Source organism: Chloroflexota bacterium, assembly GCA_016197225.1.
GTDB lineage: Bacteria > Chloroflexota > Anaerolineae > Anaerolineales > VGOW01 > VGOW01.
In genome coordinates this window covers 1-26,307 of sequence record JACPWC010000121.1, presented here as the reverse complement: position 1 = coordinate 26,307, position 26,307 = coordinate 1, and the positions used below count along the sequence as shown (strand labels likewise).

The 26,307-nt window shown below is 59.1% G+C and carries 22 protein-coding genes; 13 read left to right on the top strand and 9 right to left on the bottom strand.

The window, feature by feature from the left end; all coding sequences use genetic code 11:
* Positions 1-108 precede the first annotated feature (108 nt).
* Both HYZ49_20515 and HYZ49_20510 read right to left on the bottom strand, forming a co-directional pair.
* Positions 109-1,503 (bottom strand): HAMP domain-containing protein, encoded by a 1,395-nt coding sequence (locus HYZ49_20515; GenBank protein ID MBI3244669.1) that lies wholly within the window; start codon positions 1,501-1,503, stop codon positions 109-111.
* Positions 1,490-2,179 (bottom strand): response regulator transcription factor, encoded by a 690-nt coding sequence (locus HYZ49_20510; GenBank protein ID MBI3244668.1) that lies wholly within the window; start codon positions 2,177-2,179, stop codon positions 1,490-1,492. Before HYZ49_20510 ends, HYZ49_20515 begins: the two co-directional genes overlap by 14 nt.
* A 142-nt stretch (positions 2,180-2,321) precedes the next feature.
* On the opposite strand from HYZ49_20510, the gene mazG reads away from it, so the two are divergent.
* From mazG to HYZ49_20480, 6 genes are all read left to right on the top strand, one after another.
* Positions 2,322-3,767, top strand: coding sequence for a nucleoside triphosphate pyrophosphohydrolase (gene mazG, locus HYZ49_20505; protein MBI3244667.1), 1,446 nt, complete (start codon positions 2,322-2,324; stop codon positions 3,765-3,767).
* A gap of 147 nt (positions 3,768-3,914) precedes the next feature.
* Entirely contained in the window at positions 3,915-4,991 is a 1,077-nt protein-coding gene (locus HYZ49_20500; GenBank protein ID MBI3244666.1) for a hypothetical protein, read from the top strand.
* 6 nt (positions 4,992-4,997) lie between these two features.
* Positions 4,998-5,960, top strand: coding sequence for a DUF4129 domain-containing protein (locus HYZ49_20495; GenBank protein MBI3244665.1), 963 nt, complete (start codon positions 4,998-5,000; stop codon positions 5,958-5,960).
* Entirely contained in the window at positions 5,957-7,108 is a 1,152-nt protein-coding gene (locus HYZ49_20490; protein MBI3244664.1) for a DUF4350 domain-containing protein, read from the top strand. The genes HYZ49_20495 and HYZ49_20490 overlap by 4 nt, the downstream gene beginning before the upstream one ends.
* A 76-nt stretch (positions 7,109-7,184) precedes the next feature.
* A complete protein-coding gene (locus HYZ49_20485) occupies positions 7,185-8,141 on the top strand; it encodes a MoxR family ATPase (GenBank protein ID MBI3244663.1) in 957 nt (318 codons plus the stop codon).
* On the top strand, positions 8,141-9,451 hold the full coding sequence (locus HYZ49_20480) for a DUF58 domain-containing protein (protein ID MBI3244662.1): 1,311 nt from the start codon (positions 8,141-8,143) through the stop codon (positions 9,449-9,451). The genes HYZ49_20485 and HYZ49_20480 overlap by 1 nt, the downstream gene beginning before the upstream one ends.
* On the opposite strand, the gene HYZ49_20475 is transcribed toward HYZ49_20480, so the two are convergent.
* Positions 9,404-10,408, bottom strand: a complete 1,005-nt coding sequence (locus HYZ49_20475; GenBank protein ID MBI3244661.1) for a stage II sporulation protein M — start codon at positions 10,406-10,408, stop codon at positions 9,404-9,406. The two genes, HYZ49_20480 and HYZ49_20475, sit on opposite strands and share 48 nt — an antisense overlap.
* A 13-nt stretch (positions 10,409-10,421) precedes the next feature.
* Between HYZ49_20475 and HYZ49_20470 the strand changes: the two genes are divergently transcribed.
* Complete coding sequence (locus HYZ49_20470) at positions 10,422-11,225, top strand: RDD family protein (GenBank protein ID MBI3244660.1); 804 nt, start codon at positions 10,422-10,424, stop codon at positions 11,223-11,225.
* A gap of 19 nt (positions 11,226-11,244) precedes the next feature.
* Here the strand turns inward: HYZ49_20470 and ppk1 are convergent, their stop codons facing one another.
* Complete coding sequence (gene ppk1 / locus HYZ49_20465; GenBank protein MBI3244659.1) at positions 11,245-13,371, bottom strand: polyphosphate kinase 1; 2,127 nt, start codon at positions 13,369-13,371, stop codon at positions 11,245-11,247.
* A gap of 87 nt (positions 13,372-13,458) precedes the next feature.
* A complete protein-coding gene (locus HYZ49_20460) occupies positions 13,459-14,085 on the bottom strand; it encodes a redox-sensing transcriptional repressor Rex (protein MBI3244658.1) in 627 nt (208 codons plus the stop codon).
* A 208-nt stretch (positions 14,086-14,293) separates the two neighbouring features.
* Here HYZ49_20460 and HYZ49_20455 point away from each other — a divergent pair, with 208 nt between their 5' ends.
* The 6 genes from HYZ49_20455 to HYZ49_20430 are packed head-to-tail and all read left to right on the top strand — an operon-like array spanning position 14,294 to position 22,345.
* Positions 14,294-16,267, top strand: a complete 1,974-nt coding sequence (locus HYZ49_20455; protein ID MBI3244657.1) for a hypothetical protein — start codon at positions 14,294-14,296, stop codon at positions 16,265-16,267.
* Entirely contained in the window at positions 16,264-17,925 is a 1,662-nt protein-coding gene (locus HYZ49_20450; protein MBI3244656.1) for a hypothetical protein, read from the top strand. Before HYZ49_20455 ends, HYZ49_20450 begins: the two co-directional genes overlap by 4 nt.
* Positions 17,925-20,237, top strand: a complete 2,313-nt coding sequence (locus HYZ49_20445) for a YfhO family protein (protein MBI3244655.1) — start codon at positions 17,925-17,927, stop codon at positions 20,235-20,237. Before HYZ49_20450 ends, HYZ49_20445 begins: the two co-directional genes overlap by 1 nt.
* 47 nt (positions 20,238-20,284) lie before the next feature.
* Positions 20,285-21,364, top strand: coding sequence for a hypothetical protein (locus HYZ49_20440; protein MBI3244654.1), 1,080 nt, complete (start codon positions 20,285-20,287; stop codon positions 21,362-21,364).
* A 13-nt stretch (positions 21,365-21,377) separates the two neighbouring features.
* Positions 21,378-22,094 (top strand): polyprenol monophosphomannose synthase, encoded by a 717-nt coding sequence (locus HYZ49_20435; protein MBI3244653.1) that lies wholly within the window; start codon positions 21,378-21,380, stop codon positions 22,092-22,094.
* 2 nt (positions 22,095-22,096) lie between these two features.
* On the top strand, positions 22,097-22,345 hold the full coding sequence (locus tag HYZ49_20430) for a hypothetical protein (GenBank protein ID MBI3244652.1): 249 nt from the start codon (positions 22,097-22,099) through the stop codon (positions 22,343-22,345).
* 303 nt (positions 22,346-22,648) lie between these two features.
* On the opposite strand, the gene HYZ49_20425 is transcribed toward HYZ49_20430, so the two are convergent.
* The 4 genes from HYZ49_20425 to HYZ49_20410 form a co-directional block, all read right to left on the bottom strand.
* Positions 22,649-24,238, bottom strand: a complete 1,590-nt coding sequence (locus HYZ49_20425) for an LCP family protein (GenBank protein MBI3244651.1) — start codon at positions 24,236-24,238, stop codon at positions 22,649-22,651.
* A 226-nt stretch (positions 24,239-24,464) separates the two neighbouring features.
* A complete protein-coding gene (locus HYZ49_20420; protein ID MBI3244650.1) occupies positions 24,465-25,451 on the bottom strand; it encodes a hypothetical protein in 987 nt (328 codons plus the stop codon).
* 70 nt (positions 25,452-25,521) lie between these two features.
* Entirely contained in the window at positions 25,522-26,040 is a 519-nt protein-coding gene (locus tag HYZ49_20415; protein ID MBI3244649.1) for a hypothetical protein, read from the bottom strand.
* Positions 26,041-26,152: 112 nt separating this feature from the next.
* On the bottom strand, positions 26,153-26,307 hold a 155-nt coding region (locus tag HYZ49_20410; protein MBI3244648.1), incomplete at its 5' end, for a hypothetical protein.

Genomic DNA, 26,307 nt, shown 5'->3' with positions numbered 1-26,307 from the left:
CTTTTCTCCTTGTAGTACTCCCTGAACTGGTTCGGGCGACACGCCGTCGTCCGGTGTTAGCTACACTATAGCCAGGGGAGATGAAGTGACCATGAAACGAAACCGCGATTATCTTAATCCGGGCAGTTGTACGGTGAATGCTGATCCTGCGCCCAGAGTACTGCTCACTTCAATCGCGCCGCCGTGCGCGCGGGCAATGTCCAGCGCAATGGCCAGGCCCAGGCCTGCGCCGCGTTGAGTGCGCGAGGCGTCCACGCGATAAAAACGATCAAAGATGCGGGGGAGATGCTCCGGGGGGATGCCGGGGCCGGTGTCGGCCACAATGATCCGGAGCTGATCGGCCTCGGCCTGGGCTGAGAGGGTGATCGCGCCGTCGTCGGTATACTTGACAGCGTTCTCTACCAGATTCACAAACAGCCGAATCAACCCGTCCATCTCGCCGGAGAGGAATAAGCCATTGGGAATGTTGCAATTAAGCGCCAGTCCTTTGGCTTCGGCCAGTGGGCGGAGTGAGTCGGCAACATCGTTGAGCAACGCCGATAAATCAATTTTCGCGTAAGCGGCAGGCGACTGAGTGTCGCCGCGCGCCAGTTGCAATAAATCTTCTGTCAGGGCGCGCAGGCGGTCGGCCTCTTCGGATATGTCGCTGAGGGCTTGCTCGTAGTCTTCGGGGGTGCGGCGCTCTTCGCGAATGACGCCGAGAATGGCTTGCATGGCGGCCAAGGGCGTGCGGAGTTCGTGTGAGGCGTCGGCGGTGAACTGCCGCTCGCGTTTGAATGACTCATCCAACCGCGCCAGCATGGCGTCAAAGGTTGTCGCCAGCCGCCCGACTTCATCGTCGGTGGCAGGCAGGTTGAGCCGGGCCGATAAATCTTCGGCAGAGATACGCCGAGCCGTGTGAATGATTTGGTCAATCGGGGCCAGGGCGCGAGCGGCAAGGAAATAGCCGCCGAACGCGGCCACCAGGACCAATAACGGCCCGCCGATGAGTAAGGCCTGCAACAAGCGGTTGAGAGTTTTTTGCACATCTTCCAGGTCCTGGGCCACTTGAACGATGCCAATGAGTTGGCCGTTCTCGATAATAGGCCCCGTGTAGAAGCGCACGAGAATTTGCTCCTTGGGGTCGGCCAGGGTTTCAAAAGTTGAGCGTTGTTGTCGGGCGGCAGTAATGCTCGCGGCGGTGGCCGGCCAGGCGCTAAACTCCCCGGATGCCTGAATGATCTGCCCGCCAGGGTTGAAGATGCGAATGGTCAAATCGCGCTCACCGGTTGTGGTTACAGTCGGGTTTTCGGGAATGCTGTCGGCGAAGTTGATTTGGCCGTTTTCAATGTTCACCGCGGCGATGGCTTGCGAGGCGCTCAACTGCAGCGAGTCGTCTATGGCCGCCGACAAGTCACGCGCCAGGCTGAAGTAAACCAGCGCGCCAAAGGCGACGAGGACGGCTAAAAGCAAGGCCGCCACCCACAAGGCAAAACGGGCGCGCAGAGTCCTAAGCCGCTTCATCGTCCTCTGCCGACAGGCGATAGCCTGCCCCACGAATGGTGTGGATCAGTTTCACCTCGAAGCCATCGTCAATCTTCCGGCGCAGGTTGCGGATGTAAACATCCACCACATTGGATTGATTGAAGACATCGTAATTCCAAACATGCTCGGCAATCATAGTGCGGGTCAGGACACGCTCCGGCTCGCGCATCAGACATTCCAACACGGCATATTCTTTGGCGGTGAGTTCAATCAATTTGCCGCCGCGTTTGACCCGGTGGGTGAGGGTGTCGAGACTCAGATCGCCGATCTCCAATAGCGCCGATTTTGGCGCATCGGCGGCGCGACGGGTGAGCGCGCGCAGGCGAGCCAATAGTTCTTTGAGAGCAAATGGTTTGACGAGATAGTCGTCTGCGCCAGCGTCCAGCCCGGCTACCCGATCGTCCACCGCGTCGCGGGCCGTGAGCATGAGGATCGGCGCGCGGACTCCGCGCTTTCGTAATTCGCGGCAGACGGCCAGACCGTCGAGTTCTGGCAACAGAATATCCAGCACAATGACATCGAACGTCACCGTGTCCGCCCAATCCAGTGCTTCACGCCCGGTGAAAGCGGCGTCAACTGCGTAGCCTTGCTCTTCAAGGCCGCGTTTGACGTAGGCTGAAATTTTTCGTTCGTCTTCGACAATCAATACGCGCATAAAGATTCTCTTTGGGATTGAAGGGAGTTTAGCAGGGAAAGATGAAATCGGGATGAAGACAGTTTGTGCGCCAGGACAGGCGCAACTTGGAAAAGCGCCACGCGGCCTTTCGTCGGCAACTAACCCGTGTACAATACCGCCCATGATCACCATACTCGGCCTCGGCCCCGGCAACCCAAATCACCTCACCCGTGAAGCGTGGGACGCGCTCATCAGCGCCACAGAAATCTATGCCCGCACCGCCCGTCATCCAACTCTGGACGGCTTGCCCTCCACGCTTACCGTTCACTCGTTCGACGACATTTACGATGCGACCGAAAAGTTTGAAGAGGTGTACCGGCAGATTGTCGAGCGCGTGCTGGAACTTGGCCGGCGGCCCGAAGGCGTGATTTACGCCGTGCCCGGCCACCCGGCTGTGGGCGAAGCGACGGTGGAAGGGATTCGCAAACGCGCCGCCGAGATGAACTTGCCGGTGCGCCTCATCGCCGGACTCAGCTTTGTGGAGCCGTCTCTGCTGGCGTTGAACGTGGACGCGCTCCCCGGCCTTTTCGTCGCCGACGCCCTCGATCTGGCAACTCGCGCTCATCCTTCGTTCAGCCCCGACACGCCCGCCCTCGTCGCCCAACTCTACAGCGCCGGCCTGGCCTCGGACGTGAAGCTGACGCTGATGAATCAGTATAACGATGATCACGAAGTGGCCCTCGTCCACGCCGTCGGCACGCCCGATGAAAGAGTTGAGTGGTTGCCGTTGCATGAAATCGATCATTCAGAGCACATTTCTCATCTCTCCTCTCTCTTCATCTCTCCCATCACCCGCCCCGGCTCGTTCGAGACTTTCCAGAACACCATCGCCCGCCTGCGCGCGCCCGACGGTTGCCCTTGGGATCGTGAGCAGACGCACCAGACTCTGCGCTCGCATTTGCTGGAAGAAGCTTACGAAACGTTGGCCGCCCTCGACGCTGGTGACCCGCAGATGTTGCGCGAAGAACTCGGCGACTTGCTTTTGCAAGTCGTCCTGCAAACGCAAATTGCCATTGACGACGGCGAGTTCCACATGGCCGACGTGATCGGCGACATCAACGCCAAGCTCATTCGCCGCCACCCGCACGTGTTCGGCGACCTGAAAGTGAGCGGGGCCGGGGAAGTGTTAGCGAATTGGGAAAAGCTCAAAGAACAGGAACGGGCGGGCAATTCTGAGAAGAAGAAAAACGGCCTGCTGTCCAGCATCCCGGCGGCCCTGCCTGCGCTGGCTCAGGCTCACACCTATCAATCTCGCGCCGCCCGCGTCGGCTTCGACTGGCCGGACGTGAGCGGCGTCAAGGCCAAGATTCACGAAGAGATGGCCGAGATCGAGTCGGCTGAAGGTGAGAAGGCGAGGGCCGAAGAGATGGGCGACCTGCTCTTTGCCATCGTCAACTGGACGCGCTGGCTGAACATTGATCCCGAAGTTGCCCTGCGTGAGGCCAACGAGAAGTTTGCCAAACGCTTTGCTTACGTGGAAGCCGGAGCAAAGGCGCAAGGCAGAGAATTGAGTGCGCTGACGTTGGAAGAGATGGATGTGTTGTGGGAAGAAGCGAAGAGGATGTAGGGACGAAGCACGCTTCGCGGGGCGGGGCGCTTGGCGAACTGCGAGATTGATTTCCGAATGCTTCGCCCCTACTCACGCAAGCGCGAATTGGCGAAGCCGTGTATAGTTGGCTGACATCACAGTTTTCATCTTCGACAGGAGAATCATATGACCGGCTCAGCCAATCTTCGCCCCCTGACCCTTGCCGAACTGCTCGATCAAGCTGTCCGCCTCTACCGGAAAAATTTCCTGACATTCGTCGGCATCATCGCCATTGTGCAAGTGCCGCTGACGGCGATCTCGTTGCTGGTCTCGCTGTTGACCAGCGGGGAAACTGTGGCGCGGCTGGCCGGCGGCGCTCCGGTCACTCCATCTTCCATTTTTACGCCAACATATCTTCTGGGCCAGCTTGCCACTATCTTTCTGGCAATTCTCAGCCTTGTTCTTGTCAGCGGCGTCGCCACCGCCGCTCTGACTCGCGCCGTAGCCGACAACTACCTCGGCGAGAGCGTCAACATCCTCGACGCTTACAAGAAGATAGGCAGCACCTGGTTGAAGTTAGTGCTGGCGTTGGTGTTGGCGATCGTCATCGTTTTTTTGCTCGCCATCTGGTTCATTGTGCCGTGCGTCGGCTGGCTGACCGGATTGGGCATGATCGCCTTCTTCTCGGCAGTCATCACGCCCCTCATCGCGCCCGTCCTCGTTCTGGAAAATCAAAGCGCCTCCGGCGTCATTCGCCGGGCGTGGGACCTGGCCCGGCGGCGGTTCTGGTGGGTGGTGGGCTTCGTGTTCATTCTCTTTCTTTTCGGCCAGCTTATCGTCACCGGCCCGACCACGTTGGCGACTCTGGTTCTACAGTTGCTCTTCGGCAACCCTGTCTTTGCGGATGATCCCACCACCGCCTTTACCCTGCAAACCATCATTCAATCTATTGTCAGCCTTGTCTTCAGCCTGATCTACATTCCGTTCCAGTTGACGAACATGACGTTGATGTATTTCGATTTGCGCGTTCGCACCGAAGGCTTTGACCTGGCCCTGCTGGCCGGGGCCGCCGCCGGCAACGAAGGCGGCGCAATGCAAACCGTGGCCCAGGCCCCTCAGGCCCAGAGCGGCGGCCTGGTGACGATGACCGAGATGGGTTACTTTGCTCTGCTTTCCATCGGCGCGGGCGTGCTCTGGTTCGTGTTTGTGTTTGTGCTTGCCGGAATTGGAGCGGCGATCGGACTCGCTTCTGCCGGATTTTGAACGGTTGTGAGACGCTACCTCTCGTTAGTGGCGCTGGTCTTGCTGGGGCTGATAGTCGGCCCGGCCCAGGCCGGTGACTCGCCACTGCCGCTCGACGAATACTGGCGAAGACTCCAAGACACGCAGACTCTGGTGACGACTCTGCAAGGGGAATCGCCAGAGTCCGCCGCCCCCAAACTGGTGACCGCCGCCACTGAGTGGGAGGCCGTCACTGCCGTGTCCCTGCCCGACGGGTCAGTCGTCGCCGTTGATCACACTTTCCTCGTTACCCAACTTCGCGCCAATCCACCCGATCTCAAAAAACTAAACGACCTGCTCGCCGCCATGCGTTCGACTCATGACGCCTGGCCGCCGCCCAAGCACAACGCGCAAGACATTCGCGCGCTGGAAAACATTTTGGCCCGGCCCGAATTTCAATGGCAAACGGATCAGCCGTCACTGCTGGAGCAATGGTGGCGAAAGTTGCAAGAGGCCTTCTGGCGCTTCGTGGCCCGGCTCTTGCCGGATCAGATGATTATTGATGGCAATGCGCTGGGCTACATCATCACCGGGCTGGGAACGCTGGCGCTGTTGTTGGTTCTGGCGTTCGCGGCCCGCAGTCTGTTCGCCGGCTTTGCGGCCGAGGCCGAAGCAACACTCGACGGAAGCGACGCCGACGAAATACTGACTGCCGAGACTGCCCTCAAGCGAGCGCAAACGCTGTCGGCCAGCGGCGATTATCGCGCCGCCGTGCGTTACTTGTATCTCTCCACCCTGCTGTTGCTCGACGAGCGCGGGCTGTTGCGCTACGACCGCTCGCTCACCAACCGCGAATATTTGCGGAGCGTGGCTCACCTGCCCGAAGTGGCCGGTGTCTTGCGCGATGTGGTCGAAGTGTTCGACCGTGTCTGGTACGGCTACCAGCCGTTGGACGACGCCAGTTATTCACAGTTTGCCGCCCGCGTGGCAGAACTGCGCCGCCAGAAATGAAACTCTCACGCGACTCGCGGCTGGCGATTGGCTTGTTTGTGGTGCTGGCGATCCTCACCGTCCTCGCCGCCATCGGTCAGACCCAACAGGAAGTTCCGCCGGCGCTGGCCAGCAGTTCAACCGCACCGGACGGCGCGCGCGCGCTGTGGCTGTGGCTCGACGAACTTGGCTATCAGCCCGACGATCAGGCGCTTGAAATATTCAGAGTGCCGAACGAGACCGGGTTGATGTTGATGCTGGAGCCGGTGGTGGGCGTTACGCCGGGCGAGTGGGAGTTGATTGATCAGTGGATTGAGGATGGCGGCACGCTGGTGGTGGCCGGTGATGGGGTGGCCGCCGCCTTTGCCGCCCGCCACTACGATTTCACTTTGGCTTATCTGAGCGCCGAAGCCACCGCGCTGGCGGCGCAAGCGCCGCTCTTAAACTCGCCGCCACTCACGGCCCCGGCCACTGTTCGCGCCTTCGCTTACTTTGAAACGGAGCGCAGTGATTTTGCCACTCTGCTGGCTGTCGAGGGCGGGCCGGTGGTGGTGTCGTTTGAGAAAGGGGCGGGGCGGGTGATTGTCAGCGCGACGGCTTACCCGTTCTCCAACGCCGGTTTAAAAGAGCCGGGCAACCCGGCGCTGGCGCTCAATCTCATCTCTGCCGCCCGCCGCTCCGGCGCGATCTGGTTCGACGAATGGCATCACGGTCTGCGATCCACTCGCGCCGATCTGGCCGGCCCAACCGACTGGCTGTTTGCCGCGCCCGCCGGGCGGTCATTGTTGTTTGTGGCCGTCGTCATCTTTTTAGCTTTGCTGTTCAGTGGCCGCCGCTTTGGCCGCCCCGTGCCTCTGGCAAAAGACATCACCCGGCGCGCACCGCTCGAATATATCACCGCCATTGCCAACCTCAACCGCCGGGCCGGGCATCGGCGGGCGGTCTTGCGCCAGTATCATCATTCGCTCAAACGCGCGCTGGGGCATCGCTACCGCCTGCCGCCCGCGTTGCCCGATCCTGAATACGCCGCCCGGCTGGCCTCGTACGACCCAGCCTGCAACGAGAAGGCGCTGTTGGATTTGCTGGCCCGGCTCTCGCGGCGCAACGTGAGCGAGAATGAAATGATCCAGCTTGCGGCAGAGGTCGCCGGCTGGGTGAAGGACACGTAAACGTATTTCGTATTTCGTAGTGCGTATCTCGTTTTGCAGGTGATACGCACTACGAAATACGCACTACGCTAATCACATGCAACTCAAAGACATCCAAATTCTGTTTCGTCGCTTGCGGCAGGAGGCCGAGAAAGTCATCGTCGGCCAGGAAGAGTCGTTTGAACTTTTGGTGGTCGCCCTCCTCACCGGCGGCCACGTTTTGCTCGAAGGCGTGCCTGGCACGGCCAAGACGCTGATGGCGAAAACGCTGGCCCAACTGGTGCAAGCCAAATTCACCCGCGTCCAGTTCACCCCCGACCTGATGCCGTCCGACATTTTGGGCACGAGCGTGTTCGACCTTGCCAGCGGGCGCTTCAATCTCAAGAAGGGGCCAATCTTCACTCAAATCCTGCTGGCCGACGAGATCAACCGCTCGCCGGCCAAGACTCAATCGGCGTTGTTGGAAGCGATGGAGGAGCGGCAGGTGAATCTGGATGGCGAGCGCCACCTGCTCGATGCGCCCTTCATGGTCATCGCCACTCAGAACCCGGTCGAGTACGAAGGCACGTACCCTCTGCCCGAGGCGCAACTGGATCGCTTCCTGTTCAAAGTGCTGGTTCCCTACTCGCCGCTGGACACCGAAGTGGAAGTTCTGCGCCGCTATCATCACGGCTTCGACGCTCACGATTTGGAAGCGGCTGGACTGAAGCCGTTCATCCCGGCAGAGGCGGTTGCCCAGGCCCGCCAGGTGATCAAGGAAGTGCTCGTCGAAGACGGCATCTTGAATTACATCGCCCGTCTCACCGCCGCCAGCCGCCAGTCGCCCGACATCGTGCTGGGGGCCAGCACCCGCGCCGCCACGCACATCCTGCTCGCCTCCAAAACATACGCCGCTTTGCAAGGCCGCGACTACGTCACGCCCGACGACGTGAAGTTTGTGGCTCTGCCCATTTGCCGCCACCGCATCCTGCTCAAGCCCGAAGCCGAGATCGAAGGGCTGGACGCCGACGCGGTCATTCGCCGCCTGCTCGGCCAGGTGGAAGTGCCTCGCTGATGTTGCCGACCACGCGCGGAATTTTACTGCTACTGCTGGCCGCGCCCATCATCGCGGCTGGAACCTGGGCGCCCGCCTTGCAGTGGGTGGCCGGACTCTACGTTCTGCTTTGCCTTGCTCTGCTGGCATTCGACTGGCGGCTGGCTGAGAGCATCCGCCGCTTTGAGGTGACTCGCCGGCACGACACCAAACTCAATCTCGGCGCGAACAACCTGATCGAGTTATCGGTTCGGAATCGGAGCCGACGCCCGGCTGTCTTCTGGTTGCGTGACGAGCCGCCCGACACGTTTGAGATCGAGTCCCGTTTGTTCGCGGGGATGGCCGCCGCTCAAAGCGCGTGGCGCGGCCAGTATCACGTGCGTCCTCTGCGGCGCGGCGATTATCGTTTTGGCGATTTGAACTTGCGTTGGAACGGCCCGCTGGGCTTGATGACCCGCCAGGCGCGAGTTGAAGCCGCCGGCCCGGTGAAGGTCTACCCCAACTTGCTCGACGTGCGCCGCTACGATTTGCTCTTGCGGCGCAACCGCTTGCAGGAGTTGGGCCTGCGCCACGCGCGCATGTTTGGCGAAGGCACCGAGTTCGAGCGTTTGCGTGAATACCTGCCAGACGACGAATTTCGCCGCATCAACTGGAAGGCCACTGCCCGCCGCAACCGGCCCGTCACCGTCGAGTATCAAACCGAGCGCAGTCAGAACGTGATCGCCGTGCTGGACACGGGCCGCATGATGCAAAGCCCGGTCGCCAACATCGCTAAGCTGGATTACGTGGTGAACGCCGTTCTGCTGTTGGCCTACGTTGCCACCGGCAAGGGCGACAAGATCGGCCTGATGACATTCGCCGACGACGTTTCCCGTTTCATCAGCCCGAAGCAGGGCCGGGGGCAGTTTTACCGGATGCTCGAATTGCTGTACGCGGTGGAGGCCGAGCCAGTGGAGCCGGATTACCGGCGCGCGCTCAGTTACCTGGCGCTCAAACAACGCAAGCGGTCGCTGGTTGTGATTTTTACCGACTTGAGTGGAGGCTTGAGTATGCAGTCGTTGGTCGCGCACGTGTCGGTGCTGGCCCGGCGCAGTCTGCCGCTCGTCGTCACCATCAGCGACCCCGACGTTCACGCGGCAGCCCGGCAACGACCACAAAGCTCAGTGGCCGTGTACCAGCGCGCGGCGGCAGAGCAACTGCTCGACGAGCGGCAAGTGACGCTCGACACCTTGAGGCGGCAAGGCGTGCAGGCGCTGGATGTGCCGGCCAACCAGCTTTCGATTTCAGTGATCAACCGGTATTTGGAGTTGAAGGCGAGGGCGAGGTTGTGATTTGTTCCTCCCCCCTCTCAGCCAATACCCATACAACAACACCCCGCTCCCCAACCCAACCGCCCATTTGATCGGCCAGGGAATGTTTTCGGCTGGCGAGATGAAGCCCTCAATCGTCCCGGCCAGCACCAACAGCGGCACACAGCCAATGACCAGGCGCACGGCTTTTCCGGCGGCGACGGCTAAAGCGTCGCGGCGGCGCAACAGTCCCGGCTGAAGAATCGCCCAGCCCAGCGTCAGGCCCGATCCACCGGCCACAAAAATCACGCTCAACTCGATCACGCCATGCCCGATGACGAACGTCCACAACTCGAAGCCCACGCCGTAATGCGTCGTCAGGCCGGTCAGCCCGCCGAGAATCAGGCCGTTGAAGATCATCGCCCACACTGTGAACAGGCCGGCTAACATGCCGCCGCCGAACGCCAGAAAGGCCACCTGAATGTTGTTGCGCATGATGAAAGAGGAAGCGTAAGGCCGCTCTTCAATCGGGATGTCAACCCACAACTCCTGCTTTTCGATGGCCGGGATCAGATATTGCGCTTCGGGCGGCAGAAGCCAGCGGGCGCTGGCCGGTTCGAGGGCGGTGCTAATGCCCGCCGCCAGCGCCGGTATAATTAGCAACAGCGCCGCCGTGAGCGTGAACACCCAGGTTTCGCGGTAAGCGCGCGGGAAGCCCGTTGTGGCAAAATGCAAGAGGCGTTTGAACGATAACGGCTCACTGCGATAAAGCACCGAGTGGGCGCGGGCCACCAGTTGATTCAAATACGCAGTCACCCTCTGGTTGGGAAAATCGCGCTGGGCCACTGCTAAATCGGAAGTGGCGGCGCGGTAGAGACGGCCCAACTGGTTGATGTCTTCGGTGGACAGCCGCTCGACGCCGCTCTGACTTTGGTCGAGCAGTTGAGTGAGGGCTTTCCAATTCGCCTGACGAGATTGAAGAAATTGATCGGGTTGCATAGATGGAGTGATGATGTCGAACGGACAGCCTGAAGATTATTTGAGCATTGAGACGCCGGAGAACGTGGCCTTTGGCTACAAAGTGGCCGGCATCGGGTCGCGCTTTCTGGCGGCGCTGGTGGACACGCTGATCATTTTCGTTTTGCAGATCATTGTCCTGCTGGCGTTAATCCTGTTCGCCAGACTCTTTTTCGTAGATCGGCTGGACACTGAAAGCCCGGTAGTTGCCTGGTTGATAGCCATCTTCGGCCTCATCTCGTTTGCCTTCCTCTGGGGCTACTACATCCTCTTCGAAATGCTCTGGAACGGCCAGTCGCCCGGCAAGCGCTGGGTGGGCCTGCGCGTGATCAGGACGGATGGCACTCCGCTCACGCTCACCGAGTCAATCATCCGCAATCTCGTCCGCCTGGTGGATTTCTTGCCCGCCTACTACGGCGTGGGCGTGGTGACGATGTTCATCAACGAGCAATCGCGGCGACTGGGCGACCTGGCGGCGGGAACGTTGGTGGTGCATGATCGGGCGGCTATCACGCTGGAAAGTTTGACGGTCAAGCCGCCGTTGTCGGTGGTGGCCGGGTCGGCCTCAGCAGCAGTGGCCGGATTGCCTGTCGAACGGTTGAGCGGCCACGAGATCGAAATAGCCGAAGATTTCCTCCGCCGCCGCTACGAGCTGGCGAACCGCTCGATCCTGGCCCGCCGCATCTTGCAGGCGTTGTTGGATAAGATGGGTGTTCCGGCCAGCCAGGTGAGCGGCTGGCACGAAGAAAGTTTGCTCGCCGAAATCGTGCGAGCCAGCCGGAGCCGAAAGACAGAGTAGGGGCGCGGTCACAGCGCCCCTATTTTTTGACCGGCAATGGCCGCCGGTTGATGAACCAGCCCTGGCTGGCGAGCGGCCCTTGTTTCCCCGGTTTCAGACGCTCATAACTGCCGTCAGGCAGAAGGCGGCGGGCCGAGGCGTTGTCGTTCAGGTACGTTTCCAGAATTTCGTCGCGCACATGACGAATCAATTGCTGGCCCTGGATCGGGAAGAGCACTTCCACCCGCCGGTCAATGTTGCGCGGCATCAGGTCGGCGCTCCCCACGTAAATCTCCTCGGCCCCGCCGTTGCGGAAATAGAAGATGCGGCTGTGTTCAAGGAAGCGGCCTACCACGCTGGTGACCCGGATGTTGTCGCTTACTCCCGTTATGCCGGGCCGCAAACAGCAAATGCCGCGCACCAGCAAATCCACCTTCACCCCGGCCTGCGAAGCCTGGTAGAGCAACTGAATCATCGGCTTGTCCACCAGGGCATTCATCTTGAAGATCAGGTGGCCCTTCTCGCCTTTGCGCGCCTGCTCGATCTCGCGCTTGATCAATTCTTCCATGCGCGAGCGCAGGTTGATGGGCGCGACCAGCAGTTTGCGGTAGTCTTTCTTCTCGGAGTAGCCGGTGAGGTAGTTGAACAGATTGGTGGCGTCGGCCCCAATGTCTTCGTCGGCGGTGAAGAGGCCCAGGTCGGTGTAGGACTGCGCCGTCACCGTGTTGTAGTTGCCGGTTGCCAGGTGAACGTAGCGGCGAATGCCTTCGCCCTCTTTGCGAACCACCAGCGCGATCTTGGAGTGCGTCTTCAGCCCCAGCAAGCCATAAACGACGTGGACACCCTCGGCTTCAAGTTTTTTGGCCCAGGTGATGTTGCTCTCTTCGTCGAACCGCGCCTTGAGTTCCACCAGCACCGCCACCTGCTTGCCTTCCTCGCTGGCTTGCAGAAGCGCTTCGACCACCGGCGAGTTGCGGCCCACCCGATAGAGCGTTTGCTTGATCGCCAACACGTCCGCATCGCCGGCGGCGGTTTGCATAAACTCGACCACTGGCATAAACGAGTCGAAGGGGTGGTGCAGTAAAATGTCGCCCCGTCGAATGGCGGCGAAAATGTTGCCGTCGGCCAGCTTGCCGTCCAGCGACGGCGGGACGGCGGGCACGAAGGGCGTCTCTTTCAAGTCATAACGATCAATGCTGTATAGACTCATCAGACTGCTCAAGTCCAACGGCCCTTCGGTAATGTAGATGTCGTTGCGCTCCAGCTCCAGGTTCTCGATCAAAATGTTTCGGATGTGATCGGGCATGGTCTCGTGGAGGGTGACTCGCACCACCGAGCCGAAACGGCGCTGGCGAACGCTTTGCTCAATGGATTCCAGCAGATCGGACGCTTCGAGTTCCTGAATGGTGGTGTCGGCGTCGCGGATGACGCGGAAGGAATGCGCCTCGACGACCTTCATGCCGGGGAAGAGGGCGTCGAGGTGGGCGGCGATCACCTGCTCCAGCCACACAAAGTAATGGTTGTAAGGCACGGTGCCGTCTTTGCGAGTCCCGCCTGACGATCGTTTGATGGGCACCAGGCGGGGCAGGGTTCCCGGCACTTTCAGCCGGGCAAAATGTTCTCCGTTCTTTTTGCCCCGGATGAGAACGGCGATATTCAGGCTAAGGTTAGAGATGTGAGGAAAGGGGCGGCCCGGGTCGAACGCCAGCGGGGTGAGCACCGGGAAGATCACCTCGTCAAAATAATCTTTGACGTTGGCCTTTTGCTTGTCGTTCAGTTCTTCGTAATTCAGAATTTGAATGCCGGAGTCGCGGAGCTTTGGCAGCAGTTGCTCCCGCAAACACTTTCGCGCCTCTTCCATCAGTTTGAGTGAGGCCTTGCGAATGGCCGCCAACTGCTCGGCGGGCATCAGGCCGTCGGCGGGAATGTCCACCACCCCGGCGGCAATTTGCTGTTTGAGGCCGGCCACCCGCACCATAAAAAACTCGTCCAGGTTGGAGCCGACGATAGCCAGAAACTTGACTCGCTCCAATAACGGATTCTTTTCATCCTGCGCTTCCTCAAGCACGCGGCGAAAAAACTCCAGCGAGCTTAGCTCACGGTTAATGTAAAGCTGGGGATCATCCAGGCTGATTTTTTCCATCGGTTTTTCCGCCGTCTCGGCCATGTTAGCCTCCGTTGCTCAATTGCTGATAAATATAGATCTATGAGCGGTTCGCAAAATTAGCGTGGCGGCGCTTCGTTGAGTTTAGTTCTATTCAGGCGGCAGGTAAAACGTCATTCGCTGAAGGTGAATGACCGGGTCAATGTACTGCACTTTTACGCCTTTGGGCACGGCGAGGTTGATGGGCGCATAATTAAGAATGCCTTTGATGCCGGCGGCGATCAACTGATCGGCCACGGGCTGGGCTTTGTCGGCAGGCACGGCCAGCATGGCTATCTTAAGGCCGCGATCCCGAATCTCCTGCATCATGTTCACCGCATCCAAAACCGACAACCCGTTGATGCTCATGCCTACTTTGGCCGGGTCGCTGTCGAAGAGGGCGGTGATGCGGAAGCCGCGATTGGCGAAGCCGTTGTAGTGAGCCAGCGCATGGCCCAGGTCGCCCACGCCCACCAGCGCCACTTCCCACTCGGCCTCCACTTTGAGAATCCGTTGCAGTTGCTGGATCAGAAACTCGATCTGGTAGCCCGTGCCCTGTTTACCGAACTCGCCAAAATGCGAAAGGTCTTTGCGAATTTGGGCCGAGCTGATTCCCAGCCGCTCGCCAAGCTCTTTGGACGATGTGATCCGTTGGCCTTCCTGAACCATGCGCGACAGGGCGCGAAGATAAACCGGCAATCGCCCGACAACGATGTCTGGAATTTCCCGTAAAGCCATATTTGGTTTCTCCCCGAAGACGCTCGTTTGTGATTGTGCGTGCTAATGCCCTGCTACTTTAGCACGCTTCCAAAAGTTAGACAAGAACTGTTGTAAAATGCCGCCTATGCGCCCATTGGCGTCCCCATTTCGCCCTGGCCTGCCGGTTTTTCTGGTTTGGGCCGTCACTCTGCTTTGGCCTCTTTTGCCCCACCCAACCTGGGTTTTAATGGCCCCTCGCGCCCAATTTTCCGATCTGCTCATCTCGCACTGGCCGAACGCCGAATTTCTGCGCCGCTCCCTCTTTGAATTCCGGCAATTCCCTCTTTGGAACCCGTCCATTTTAGGCGGAGCGCCATTTGTCGCCGACCCGCTTTCCGGGTTATGGTATCCGCCCAACTGGCTGACGACTATCCTGCCCCTGCCGTTCGCTTTCAACCTGCTATTGATATTGCATCTGGCCTGGGCTGGGTGGGGGATGTTTCGCTGGGCGCGGGCCGACGGATTCGGGGTTTGGCCGTCACTGCTGGGGGGGCTGGCCTTTGCCGGTCTGCCCAAACTCATTGCCCATGTCGGCGCGGGGCATCTCTCGCTCGTCTTCGCCGTCTCGTGGTCGCCCTGGCTCTTGCAAAAGGCAGAAGGAAAAAGCACGAAAGAAAAACTTCTTGCTTCCACGATCTGGGCGGTCATTTTTCTTGCCGACGTTCGCTGGTCAGTCTACGCCGGGGCGGCCATGATCATTTTATGGCTGAGCCGGAATCGCTCGTCGGCTTCGCTTCGTTCGCTATTACTTTGCGTCCTTCTATTCTTCGCGTTGACCGCCGGGCAGTGGTTGCCCATGCTTGAACTTGTCCAGCAGTCGTCGCGGGCGGCGCTGACAGTTGAAGACGCGAACATCTTTGCCTTGCGCCCATCCGATTTGCTTGGCCTGTTCCTCCCTAACCTGGGCGGCTTTTACGAGCTAATGACTTATACCGGGATTGCAACGTTGACCTTAGCTGTGATCGGGCTGTTCAAGAGCCGAGATCGTGTAGGCAGGTTCGCATTTATATTCTTATTAGCATTTGCAATTTGGTGGTCGCTAGGTTCGGATGCCGGGCTTTTCAATTTACTTGCCCGCCTTCCCGGCCTCGGATTGTTGCGCGTCCCGTCACGGGCCTGGTTCATCGTCGGCCTGGCGGCCTGCTGGTTTGCGGTGCGCGGCGCGGCGGTTTTAGAAGACGGCTTTCGGCTGGCGGGGCGCAAGTGGAATCTGGCGACGGTCGGCCTCATCGCCGCCGGGTGGATTTTGGCAATCGGTGGGAGCGCAGTGGCGGCCAAATCGTTGATCGGGCTGATTAGCCTGGCGCTTGTCTTGACGGCTGTTCTCTTCAGTCTCCGCTTCAAACAGGCCGTCATCATTCTGACAATCATTATGATGAGCGAACTGCTCTGGTTCAATTCATCGCTCATTGAAGCCCGGCCCGCGCCTCAAAGCGCCGCCGCCGAGTGGCTGAGCCGGCAACCGGGCAAGTGGCGTGTATACTCGCCTTCGTACAGCCTGCCCCAATTAGATGCCGCTCGATTCGGTCTTGAGCAGGTGGATGGTGTGAACCCAATTCAACTTGCCGGCACGGTGGCTTTCCTGCGCGAGGCAACCGGCGTGAACGCCAGCGGCTACAGCGAAACCCAGCCGCCGTTCAAGGGCGGTGATCAAAATGCTGTGGTAGATGTCGCGACCGTAAATGCAAACGCCGTGCCAAGCGCCGAACGGCTTGGCGAGTTGAACGCGCGCTTTGTGATCAGCGAGTTTGACTTGAGGGGCGCGGGGCCTGCCCTGAGCATGGCCGAAGGGTTTGAGCTCCAAACGCAAATTGGTTCGACTCGAATCTATAAGAATACTCACGATGCCGGACGTGTACGCGGCGGCGCTCTGAAATTTTGGAGTCCAAATCGAATTGTGGTGACGACCAGCGGGCCGGGGCAGGTGGTTTTGAGCGAAGTGTGGTATCCGGGCTGGGTGGCTCAGGTGGACGGCAAGCCTGTTGACGTGGAACGAGCCGGTCTCTTTCGGGCAGTGACGGTAAACGAAGGCGAACACGAAGTCATCTTTGAGTTCCGGCCATTCGTTGTATATTTAGGCCTGGCAGTCAGCGGCCTTGCCTGGCTGGTCGTTGCCGGTTATTTCTTTTATCATCAGACACAACACAAAGCCGACTCATGATCCGCATCAAACTAAAAGAGTGGTTGTGGGCTGTTATTTTTTCAACGCTGGTCATGTCGTTCACCGCCGCGCCTTACCTGGTTGGCCTGGCGCGCTCGAATGAGGCCTGGCGGTTTTCGGGCTTCGTCATCGGCGTTGAGGATGGCAACTCGTATCTGGCAAAAATGCAGTTGGGCGCTCACGGCCAGTGGCTGTTTCAAATGCCTTACGCCGTCGAACAACACTCGCGCTCGCTCTTCTTTTTGTTTTATATCCTGCTTGGCAAGTTCATCGGCTGGATTGTCGGCACGGGCGACCCGCTTCGGCTTCATGGCGCCCTGGTCTTCGGCTATCACGCCGCCCGGCTCTTCTGGGGCTTCGCCCTGTTGCTCGTCTCCTACCTCTTCCTCGCCGAACTGTTGCCGTTGGTGCGCCAGCGGCGGCTGGGGTTGATCCTCGTCGGGTTGGGCGGGGGGCTGGGGTGGTTGCTGGCCGCTCTTCGCGCGCCGGGGACCCCGTTGGAGTTTTATTCTCCGGAAGCGTTCACTTTTCTCGATCTCTACAGCCTGCCGCATCTTTCGGCCTCGCGAGTCTTTTTTCTCGGCGGCCTGTTGTTTTATCTCTGGGCCGTGCGCGGGCGCTGGCTGTGGGCGTTCGCCGCCGGAGCGGCCTGGTTTCTCATGACCCTCGTCCAGCCGCTCTACATGCTCATCATCTTTGTTCTGCTGACGGCCCACATCGTTCTCCTGATGTTGATTGCATTCCGGCAAGGCGAGTCAGAATTGATTCGCGGTGTTGACCTGGGCGGCACGGCCACGCGCGCGTTAGGTGTGGCCGTGTTGGCCGCCTCCGGCGGAGTTCCGGTTGTTCTCTACACCTTCTTGCTTTTCAACCTCGACACAACTTATCAGACCTGGAGCGCACAGAACATCATTCTCTCGCCCGCGCCCTGGCATTACCTTTCGGCCTGGGGCCTGCTGGCGCTGGCCGGCTTGTTTGGCTTGCGCTCGCTCTATCGTCGCAATCTGGCGGCCTGGGCGCTGGCGCTCGGTTGGATGCTGACTCTGCCGATGTTGCTCTATCTTCCTTACAACTTGCAACGACGGCTGGCAGAGGGCGCACAACTGCCGCTGGTGGCTCTGGCGATTCTGGGGCTGACGGCGGGCATTGCCCGGTTTAGCCGCCTCAAAGTGGGAAAACGTATTCGACGGTATGCGCCGCTGGTGCTGGTGGCGGTCTCCCTGCCGGCCACAGCCCTGGTCTGGGTTGGCGGGCTGGCGGCGGTATCCACTTATGCCGAGCCGATCTATCAAACCAAAGATCAGGTGGCAACGTACGTTTTTCTGGCGCGCAGTCTGCCGCCCAGGCAAGTAGTCTTGTCGTCGTTTGAGTTCGGCAACTCGCTCCCGGCCTACGGCTATCTTGTGGCTTATATCGGCCACGGCCCCGAGACACCCTACCTTGAGACCAAGCGCGATACTGTCGCCGCGTTTTACAGCGCCCGGACTCCGGGCGAGAGCCGGTTTTCGGATTACTCGTTGATGGGCGCGCCCTACGTCGTCGTCGGCTCGCACGAGCAGAACCTCGGGCGCTTTGACCCGGCGCTTCAAGCCAAATACCTGATCAAAATTTTCGAGTCCGGCGACTACTCGGTCTGGTCACTCAAGCCCGGCCAATAATGCCTCAACTCTTGAATCGTGATCAGCTAAAAGCATGGGCGGCACAACACTGGCCGGAGATTATCGCCGCCCTTGCCCCAATTCTCTTCTTCTGGCGGCTGGTCTTCGGCGGGCAAGTGTTGTACTGGGCGTTGCCCGCCCTCCAGTTTGTGCCCTGGCGCGTGTTGGTGAACGAGGCCTTGCGCGAAGGCCGCCTGCCACTGTGGACTCCGTCTCTGGGCATGGGCGCGCCGCTCATGGCGAATTATCAATCCGCAGTTTTCTATCCGCCCAACTGGCTGGCCCTCCTTCTGCCTCCCGAAATTGCCATCAGCGCCCTTGCCGTTCTACACCTTTCGCTGGCAGGTGTAGGCATGGTTCGCCTGGCTCGCCGCCTCAACCTCGGCAACTTTGGCGTCGCCGTCGTCGGCCTCACCTTTTGTCTTTCAGGCTACTCCACCGGGCGATTGTGGTTCATCACCATCAACAATGCTGTTGCCTGGCTCCCCTGGATTGTGCTTGCGGCCTCGCCCCCACCCCCGTCCCCTCCCCCGCTCCTGCTGGTGTTCCTCCAGCAGGAGCGGGGGAGGGATGGCGAAGCCGGGGTGGGGGCGAGGGCGGCGAGGCTCTCTGCTCTCATCGCCCTCCAACTCCTCGCCGGTCACGCCCAAACCTCCTTCTACACCTTGCTCCTCGCCACCACCTGGCTCATCTTCCATTCGTTTAGCAATTGGCGAACCTTGCTTCGCAACAGCCTCAACTTCATCTTGGCCGTGGCGCTGGCCGTCGGTTTGGCCGCCATTCAACTCCTTCCCACTTACGAGCTTTTGCGCCAATCGCCTCGCGCCGCCGCCGCCGAATACGAATTTGTCGCCACCTACTCACTCTGGCCCTGGCGCTTGCTCACCTTCGTCGCCCCAAACCTCTTCGGCCACCCTGCCGATCACAACTATCTTGGCTACGCCACCTACTGGGAAGATCATGCTTACCTGAGTCTTCTGCCATTGCTCTTCGCCAGTTACGCGCTGGCGACTCTTATCCGCAAGCGCCACGCAAATCGGGCAACAACCCTCCAGCAAAACTCCGCGCTCCCCGTGCGCTCTGTGGTGATATTTTCTCTGACAACCATCGTCATCTCCGTCACTCTCGCCCTCGGCAAAAACACGCCCGTCTTCCCGTTCTTCTACCATTTCATTCCTGGCTTCGATCTCTTCCAGGCCCCAGCCCGCATGTTGGTCTGGTACACGTTCGCCGTCAGCCTGCTGGCCGGCATCGGCGCCGACCGCTGGCAGGCCTCAGCCCGCAAACGTTACTGGGCGCGGCTGGGACTGGCGGCCAGCGGCGCGACTCTGATCTTGAGTCTCCTTGCCGTGTTGATGATGACCGGCAAGACCGCCGTCGTCATCGCCGGCGGATTCGCCGGGGCCGCCGTCGTTGCCCTGGGAACCTTTCTCTTAATTCTGGCCCAGCCCGCCGAACCGAAACGCTGGCAATGGCTGGTTCTGGCCTTCATCGCTCTCGACCTCGGCCTGGCCGCCGTTCGCCTCAACCCGGCCATTGATCCTTTTCTGTATCATCTCAAGCCCGCCTTCTCGCTTGCCCAAGGCCGCCTCTACCAATTTTCCGACGACGAGTATCGAGTCAAGTTCAGCGAGTTCTTCCGCTTCAAGTCATTCGACGACATCGCCCCCGACAGGCTCCGCGCCTCCTTTTTGCCCAACCTCCCGGCGCTTGATGGAATCGCTTCGGCCAACAACTTCGACCCGCTCCAGCCTGAACGCTACGTGAACTATCTGGAGGCCATGGAACTCTCGCCGCGCCTGCTCGACCTGGCCGACGTTCGCGCTCTCGTCAAACCGATGGGTGCTGTGTCGCTGCGCGAGGCGAACACAGCCCGCTTGCGCCTGGTCTACGATTCGCTAACCGTTCCAAACGGCTTGGCCGCCCTGAGCGCCATCACTGACCCAGCCTTCGATCCTGACGCACAGGTTGTCATAGAACCGGCGACTGACGAAAGAGCCGGCCTCCCACTCGATCCAAATCGTTTTGTAGCAACCGTCGTCCTTGAGCGCGACGGCTTCTTCGTCCTCTCCGACACCTACTACCCCGGCTGGCGCGTTTTCGTGGACGGCGAGCCGCAACCGCTCTTGCGGGCAAACTACCTGTTCCGGGCCGTTGCCGTGCCTGCCGGTCAGCACGAAGTTGTGTTTGAATACGCACCCCTCTCGGTCACGCTGGGATTGATCGTGAGCGCGATTTCGATCCTTGTTTGGGTTAGTTTGTGGTGGATTGGACAACGTAAGGGCGAAGCAGTCGGGCAAATACTCCGATGAACTCATAGCACAGCCTCCGACTACTTCGCCCCTGCCTTACATCAATCGTGAAAAAATTCGTCAAACCCTGGCTTGTCGTTCTTTTGGCTCACGTTGTTTACCTGGGCCTCATTCTTGCGCGCAACAACGGCGACCCGCTGGCCTTCGCCAAAATCGGCACAACCGATTGCTACGGAAACGATCCCGGCTATGACGGCCAGTTCACTTACTTCATCGCTCGCGATCCATCTCCCTCAGGTGTTGCGCCCGCCCTCGATGTTCCGGCTTATCGTTACCAGCGCATTCTTCTGCCTCTGCTGGCGCGCCTGCTGGCGTTTAGCCAGCCCGGCCTCATTCCCTGGACAATTGTCCTGATCAACCTCATCGCCCAAACTGCCGGAACCGCCGTGCTCGAAAAACTGCTAACCGCTCTCGGCGCGATCCGCTGGGCCGCGCTTGTCTACGGCCTCTGGCCGGGGCTGGTTGTGTCGGTGCGAACCGACATCGCCGAGCCGCTTTCTTACAGCCTCATTGTCTTTGCGTATTTGTTGGATAGACGGGACCGAATTTGGCTCGCGGCCCTGTTCTTCGGGCTGGCGGTCTTTGCCAAAGAAACGGCCATTCTATTTGTGGCGGCTCAACTGGCGTATTCTCTCTTTTCTCGCGACGGTCGCCGCCTGGTCTCGTTGTCAGCTTTATCAGCCTTGCCATTTGTCGTTTGGCAACTTGTACTCTGGAAATTGTTTGGAAGCTTCGGACTCGGCTCCGGCGGTTGCAAGGGCACGCCGTTTGAGATCGTTCCCTTCATGGGCGTCTGGCGCATTCTGCCCCTCAACGCTATCGTGTTCGTTGTCTTCCTGCTCTTTCTCGGGCCGTGGGTGATGTTCCCTTCAGTCTGGGGCATCGCCGCCTCGGCCCGCGAAGTTCTGCGCCGCAACTGGCATCCCTACGTTTGGGCATTGGGCGCAAATGCTGTTATCATCCCCTTCACGCCGTTCTCCACCTTTCGCGAGCCAATCGCCATGCTCCGCTTTTGTTGCGGGCTGGTGTTGGCCACACTGCTTTTCGGCGGGCTGGTAAAATCGCGGCGTGTGCTGAATTACTCGTGGTTCTGGCTGGCGATGTTAGTGTTTCTGGTAAAAGATTGACGAGAGAGAAGACTTGCAAACCTACATTATCGTTCCAACTTACAATGAAGCTGAAAACTTACCCCATCTGCTCAAAGAGATTTTTGCTCTGCCGGTGGACGTGAACGTCATCAACGTGGACGACGGTTCACCCGACTGCACCGGGGACATCGCCGAAGAATGGGCCGCCGCCCACCCGAATCGAATGAGGGTCGTTCATCGTTCCGGCAAGCTGGGGCTGGGCACGGCCTATCTTGCCGGCTTTCGGCGGGCCTTCGAGCTTGGCGCTGAGGCCGTGCTGACGATGGACGCCGACTTTTCGCACAACCCGCGCTACATCCCGGCCATGCTGGCCCGGGCCGAGACCGCCGATCTTGTCATCGGCTCGCGCTACGTGCCCGGCGGCGACATGCTCTACTGCCCCTGGTATCGCAAAGTCCTGAGCGGCGGCGCGAACCTCGTCGCCCACTTTGCCCTGGGGCTGGAGGCGCGAGACACCACCGCCGGGTTTCGCCTTTACCGGCGGCAGGTGCTGGAATCGATTGACTTGAACGGCATCTTCTCGTCAGGCTACTCGTTCCTGATCGAGATGCTCTATTTGGTTCAACGCCAGGGCTGGCGGGTGGCCGAAGTGCCAATCGTTTACGAAGACCGCATGGCCGGGCAGACCAAAATTTCGCGGGCCGAGATCATGCGGGCGCTGTATACCGTGCTCCGCCTCTCCGGCCGGCGCTTCATCATGAGGAGGTAATAATGACCGAAACCCCGAATAACAAACTCAACCAGGTTTTGCGGACGATGGGATCGGCGGTCGCCATCGTGTTGGCCCTGGCCCTGTTTCTGTGGGGAGCCGACCGATTCGTGCGCCTGATCATTGGCTTCGTCCGTCTGTGGGTCACCATCACCAGCGTTGTAGTCAACCCGCTGGTGTTTGTCACCCGGTTGCTGATTCGCGGGATCAGGATTTTACTGCCGCTGTTCAAGCGCGACTCAAGCGCCTGACCTCGTGAAACCAATTAACTCGCCTTACGCAGTTTTACCACAGAGCACATAGAGAGCGCGGAGAAATCCTTTGAAATCTGGCTCTACCAGATTTAACGTGAAAAAAAATTTTGGGACGCAGACGCTCTGCGCGCTGATTTTCGCTGATAAAAAACAAAATCTGCGTTCATCTGCGCGCTTTGCGTCTGCGTCCCAATTCACGCTCAAGCCGGGAGACCCGAGATTCCTGTGCGCTCCGCGTCTGCGATCTCTGTGGTGAATTTCTTTCGACAGCGTAATGTCAGTGATTTAGGCCGGCGAGAATTACGGCGACGGGGTGGCCGTTTCGGCGACTGTAGGGAGTGAGGCGGGGACGGGCGAGGGGGTGAGGGTGGTAAGCGGCGCAACCTGATAGGTGCAAGAGTTGTAGTCGGCGCCGAGGATGACCCGGAACTGAACCGGCGAGTTGGGGTCGGGCTGGGCGATGATATTGGCCGGGTCGGTGATGCGCAAAAGTTTCTTGAGCGAGTCCACCGGCGAGGCTTTGGCGCTGGTGGTGTAGTCAATGAGAGTCGTGGCCGGGTAGTTGGCGCGGTCTGCCGCCCCCAGGGTGACGGCCAACCCGTCGAGGCGAAGCCGGTAGGCGGCCAGATCGTCGGCGTCGGCCCACGTTGATCCATTCCAAATTTCAACCACAAATGGATTCTGCGAAGCGCGGTTGGAGCTTCCCGCCGTCATCACCCGCTGAACATATTTATAGAATTCGTCCGGCACGGGCAGTTGCACCGAGGCGTTGCCGGGCGTTGACCAGCCCTGGGTGTAGGGCGGCGAAATTTTGTAGCTGCGAATGTTGAGTTCGTCAAGCGAGGCGGCCAGCGGCAGAAATTGCAACACGTCGCCCAGAGTCATGTCGGTTTCCACCGCCGACGAAAACTGCTGATAGAGTTCGGCTACTTTCACCGGGTTGAGGAAATTCTGATTGCGGGCGGCGATGAACATGGCCCGTAGAACTTCCTGCTGACGGCGGGCGCGATCAAAATCGCTGCCGCTCCCGGCCCGGCCCACCTGCCGCCCGCGCGCGTACCAGAGCGCGGTGCTTCCGTCCAAATGTTGGACGCCGGCGTTGAGGGTGAAGAGGTCCCAGTTGTCGGCCACTTCCGGGTCGAGCGCCGGGTCTTTGAGCCGCCATTCCTGAAACGCGCACGTGACCGGAATGTCTACGCCGCCGAGCGCGTCCACAATGGCCTTGAACGATTCAAAATCCACGCGGGCGTAGTAATGAATGGGAATGCCCAGGTTGTAGAGAATGGTCTGCTCCAGAAGCGGCAGGGGGCCTTCGGGCGCATTTCTGGCGACGTTGATGACGCTGTTGATGCGGCCCATTTGAACGAGACTCTTGGGAATGAACACGTACAGGTCGCGCGGGATGGAAAGCATCGTGACCGTTTTGGCCGTGGCGTTGATCGAGACGACGATCATCGTGTCGGAGCGATACTCTTCGCCGCTGGTGTCGGAGCCGACGAGCAGGATGTTCTTGACGTCGTCTTCAAGTTTGATTCTTGGCACGGCGCTGGGCACGGCGGTGACGGGTGTGTTCTCGGGCGTGATGGCGTAATAACCGAGTGTGGGATCGAGCACCGAGCGGGCCGTCGGCCCGGGCGTGGACGACGGTTCAGCCGTCGCCGCTGGGGTGGGCGTTGAACTTTCCGCAGCCGGCGACGGCGTCACCTGAGTGGGCGGCAGGGTGAGGGTGGGCGGCGCGGCGGAGAACGTGGCGGCCACATTCTGGGCCACGCGAGTCTGAAATTCAAAAGGGTCAAGCGTGGGCGTGGTGTTGGCGTTGCCGCAAGCGGCCAAAAGAATTGCCAGGTCAAGCGTGACGATGATGAACAAACGGTTTTTGAGAAGCAACATGCGCTGGATTATACCAGCGGCATCCTATCGGCTTAACGGTTTGCGTTAGCGGGCGGGTAAGACGGGCGTGGACTCTGCCAGGGAGCAGGAAAACTCGAGGCCAGAAAAATACTTGAAAACCGCGCAGACTCCCGCCCGTCCGCTGCGCGCTTTGTTGGCAAGAACTGGCGAAAGCAAGGCAGGCCGCCTGAAAAAGGCTAAACAGGGAATCCCTGCCGTATCAAACCTATCTTCCAAGATTCTCTATAAACTGCACCAGTGCGGGATCATTGGCTGCGCCTGTAAAGTAACCACTTTCACTGTACTCCTTATCGTAAATGAACCAGATCAGTCCAGCGATAGACGAGTCCTCTTGCAGGATGTGATAGGTCTCGGTGATATAACAATCCTTCGGCGACTGACCTGCCTTAATTTCCGCATCCCCAGCAACAATAATGGGTTTGCTAAATTGTTTCGCCCAATTTATATTCGAGAGGAGGTTTTCAGAATACAACCAGTTTTGTATAACATCCCGTTTGCAGGGTAAATCTTTCTCGCCAGTCAGATCGTAAAAGTATGGGTCAACAATGATGATGTCGAGACTGGCAGGAGGCGCCAGGTGGGGTCCGCTTTCAGGTCGGGATGCAATGACAGCGGGGTCTGTAATCTCAGAAAAAGCGATTGCACTTTTCTTGTCGGGGAAAACTTGTTTGAATATATCTGCATATTGATCTAAAAATGTCTGATCAAGGTAAATGTTTTTGTGCAGGGCAGGTTCATCGGCAATGTAATATACGTCTATCGCATCGTACATGCCTGCCGTAATTAGTTCATCTTTTAGTTGCAGTAAATAATCGTGGTATGCAGTGAAGAATTTTTCCCTGAAATCGGGCAAAAAATCCTGATAGAAGATCGCAGTCTGTGATTCATTTGGCACGATCAATTTTTCATTCTTTGTCATCTGCTCCAAAACTGCGGCTTCATTAAGCATGTAAATGATGTGTTTGAAACCAAGTGAAGAGAGAATCTTTGCTTGTTCAGGAGAAGTCGCAAACGCAGTATTTGTATAAGTTGCCATGCGTTCCAAGTCGTAGTTGCTCTCGGTGTAGAACACGGACACCCAGCCATAATATTCAAATGGCGAGGGAATTGGTGGCGGCAGGGTGGGGGTTTCGACAGTTCCACAAGCCGTTACCAGTATACTAACCAGAAAGTAAACTGCTAATTTTTTCATAATTACGCCGCTAACTTGAATAAGTTTTACACAAATAGGAGTCAATTGCGTCCTGTTTTCTTCCGAGCAATTACGTAGCTTGAGGCCTGACTTCTGCGCTCCGCTCCCTCCAAAAGAAGCTGACAATAAGCGCTCCTAACCCCATTAAGCCGGCGTAAGGCAACAGCCCAAACCAGCCGACGAACGGCAGTGAGCTACCGAAGCTGAGGGCCAGCGCGCCCCAAATCGTGCGGCGAATTTCGGTTTGGTTGGCGGCAAGGCGCTCGCCTACGAGTTGCACCATGCCCGCCAACCCGAAGCTCAACCCTACACTCAAAGCCGACAAAAAGAACAAGGCCGGTAAAGCCAAAATGACTTTGAGCAACTCGTTGCCCACCTGGCCGACAAGGGTGAAGAGGATGAAGGTGATGGCCCCGAAGAAGAGGAAGTTCACCAGGCCGACGGCAAAGGCGCGGCCCGGCATGGCGTCGGCCACCATCTTTGTTCTGGCGATGCGGCGTGGAAAGAGGGCGTTGAGGACGACGAAGAAGGCAACGAGGGCGAGGTTGAAGCCGAAGATGAGCAGGGTGGCGCGGATGAGGTCATTCATAAAGTTGAGTTGTTGTCATTCCGAGCCGTTTCGCGAAGCGGGCGAGGAATCCCCGGACGGGGGCCGGGTAGAGATTCCTCGCCCTTCGGGGCTCGGAATGACAGAGTTAAGGCTAACGTTTGAATTGGTAGGCACGAGTTAGAAGCAGGCCGTTGCCGACGATCCACAAGACCGAGGCGGCGGCGAAGACTGCGCCCAGGCTGAGCATGGGCAAAGACGGCAAGGGCAAATTGTTGAGGGTTGCCAGAGCTTCGTTGACTGAGCTTT

Bases quoted from the DNA above. Each gene is read 5' to 3' on its own strand.
- HYZ49_20490 (MBI3244664.1), top strand. From the start codon at position 5,957: ATGAAACTCTCACGCGACTCGCGGCTGGCGATTGGCTTGTTTGTGGTG.
- ppk1 (MBI3244659.1), bottom strand. From the start codon at position 13,371: ATGGCCGAGACGGCGGAAAAACCGATGGAAAAAATCAGCCTGGATGAT.
- HYZ49_20510 (MBI3244668.1), bottom strand. From the start codon at position 2,179: ATGCGCGTATTGATTGTCGAAGACGAACGAAAAATTTCAGCCTACGTC.
- HYZ49_20515 (MBI3244669.1), bottom strand. From the start codon at position 1,503: ATGAAGCGGCTTAGGACTCTGCGCGCCCGTTTTGCCTTGTGGGTGGCG.
- HYZ49_20470 (MBI3244660.1), top strand. From the start codon at position 10,422: ATGTCGAACGGACAGCCTGAAGATTATTTGAGCATTGAGACGCCGGAG.
- HYZ49_20500 (MBI3244666.1), top strand. From the start codon at position 3,915: ATGACCGGCTCAGCCAATCTTCGCCCCCTGACCCTTGCCGAACTGCTC.
- HYZ49_20485 (MBI3244663.1), top strand. From the start codon at position 7,185: ATGCAACTCAAAGACATCCAAATTCTGTTTCGTCGCTTGCGGCAGGAG.
- HYZ49_20420 (MBI3244650.1), bottom strand. From the start codon at position 25,451: ATGAAAAAATTAGCAGTTTACTTTCTGGTTAGTATACTGGTAACGGCT.
- HYZ49_20455 (MBI3244657.1), top strand. From the start codon at position 14,294: ATGGCCCCTCGCGCCCAATTTTCCGATCTGCTCATCTCGCACTGGCCG.
- HYZ49_20460 (MBI3244658.1), bottom strand. From the start codon at position 14,085: ATGGCTTTACGGGAAATTCCAGACATCGTTGTCGGGCGATTGCCGGTT.
- HYZ49_20475 (MBI3244661.1), bottom strand. From the start codon at position 10,408: ATGCAACCCGATCAATTTCTTCAATCTCGTCAGGCGAATTGGAAAGCC.
- HYZ49_20480 (MBI3244662.1), top strand. From the start codon at position 8,141: ATGTTGCCGACCACGCGCGGAATTTTACTGCTACTGCTGGCCGCGCCC.
- HYZ49_20450 (MBI3244656.1), top strand. From the start codon at position 16,264: ATGATCCGCATCAAACTAAAAGAGTGGTTGTGGGCTGTTATTTTTTCA.
- HYZ49_20425 (MBI3244651.1), bottom strand. From the start codon at position 24,238: ATGTTGCTTCTCAAAAACCGTTTGTTCATCATCGTCACGCTTGACCTG.
- HYZ49_20430 (MBI3244652.1), top strand. From the start codon at position 22,097: ATGACCGAAACCCCGAATAACAAACTCAACCAGGTTTTGCGGACGATG.
- HYZ49_20445 (MBI3244655.1), top strand. From the start codon at position 17,925: ATGCCTCAACTCTTGAATCGTGATCAGCTAAAAGCATGGGCGGCACAA.
- mazG (MBI3244667.1), top strand. From the start codon at position 2,322: ATGATCACCATACTCGGCCTCGGCCCCGGCAACCCAAATCACCTCACC.
- HYZ49_20415 (MBI3244649.1), bottom strand. From the start codon at position 26,040: ATGAATGACCTCATCCGCGCCACCCTGCTCATCTTCGGCTTCAACCTC.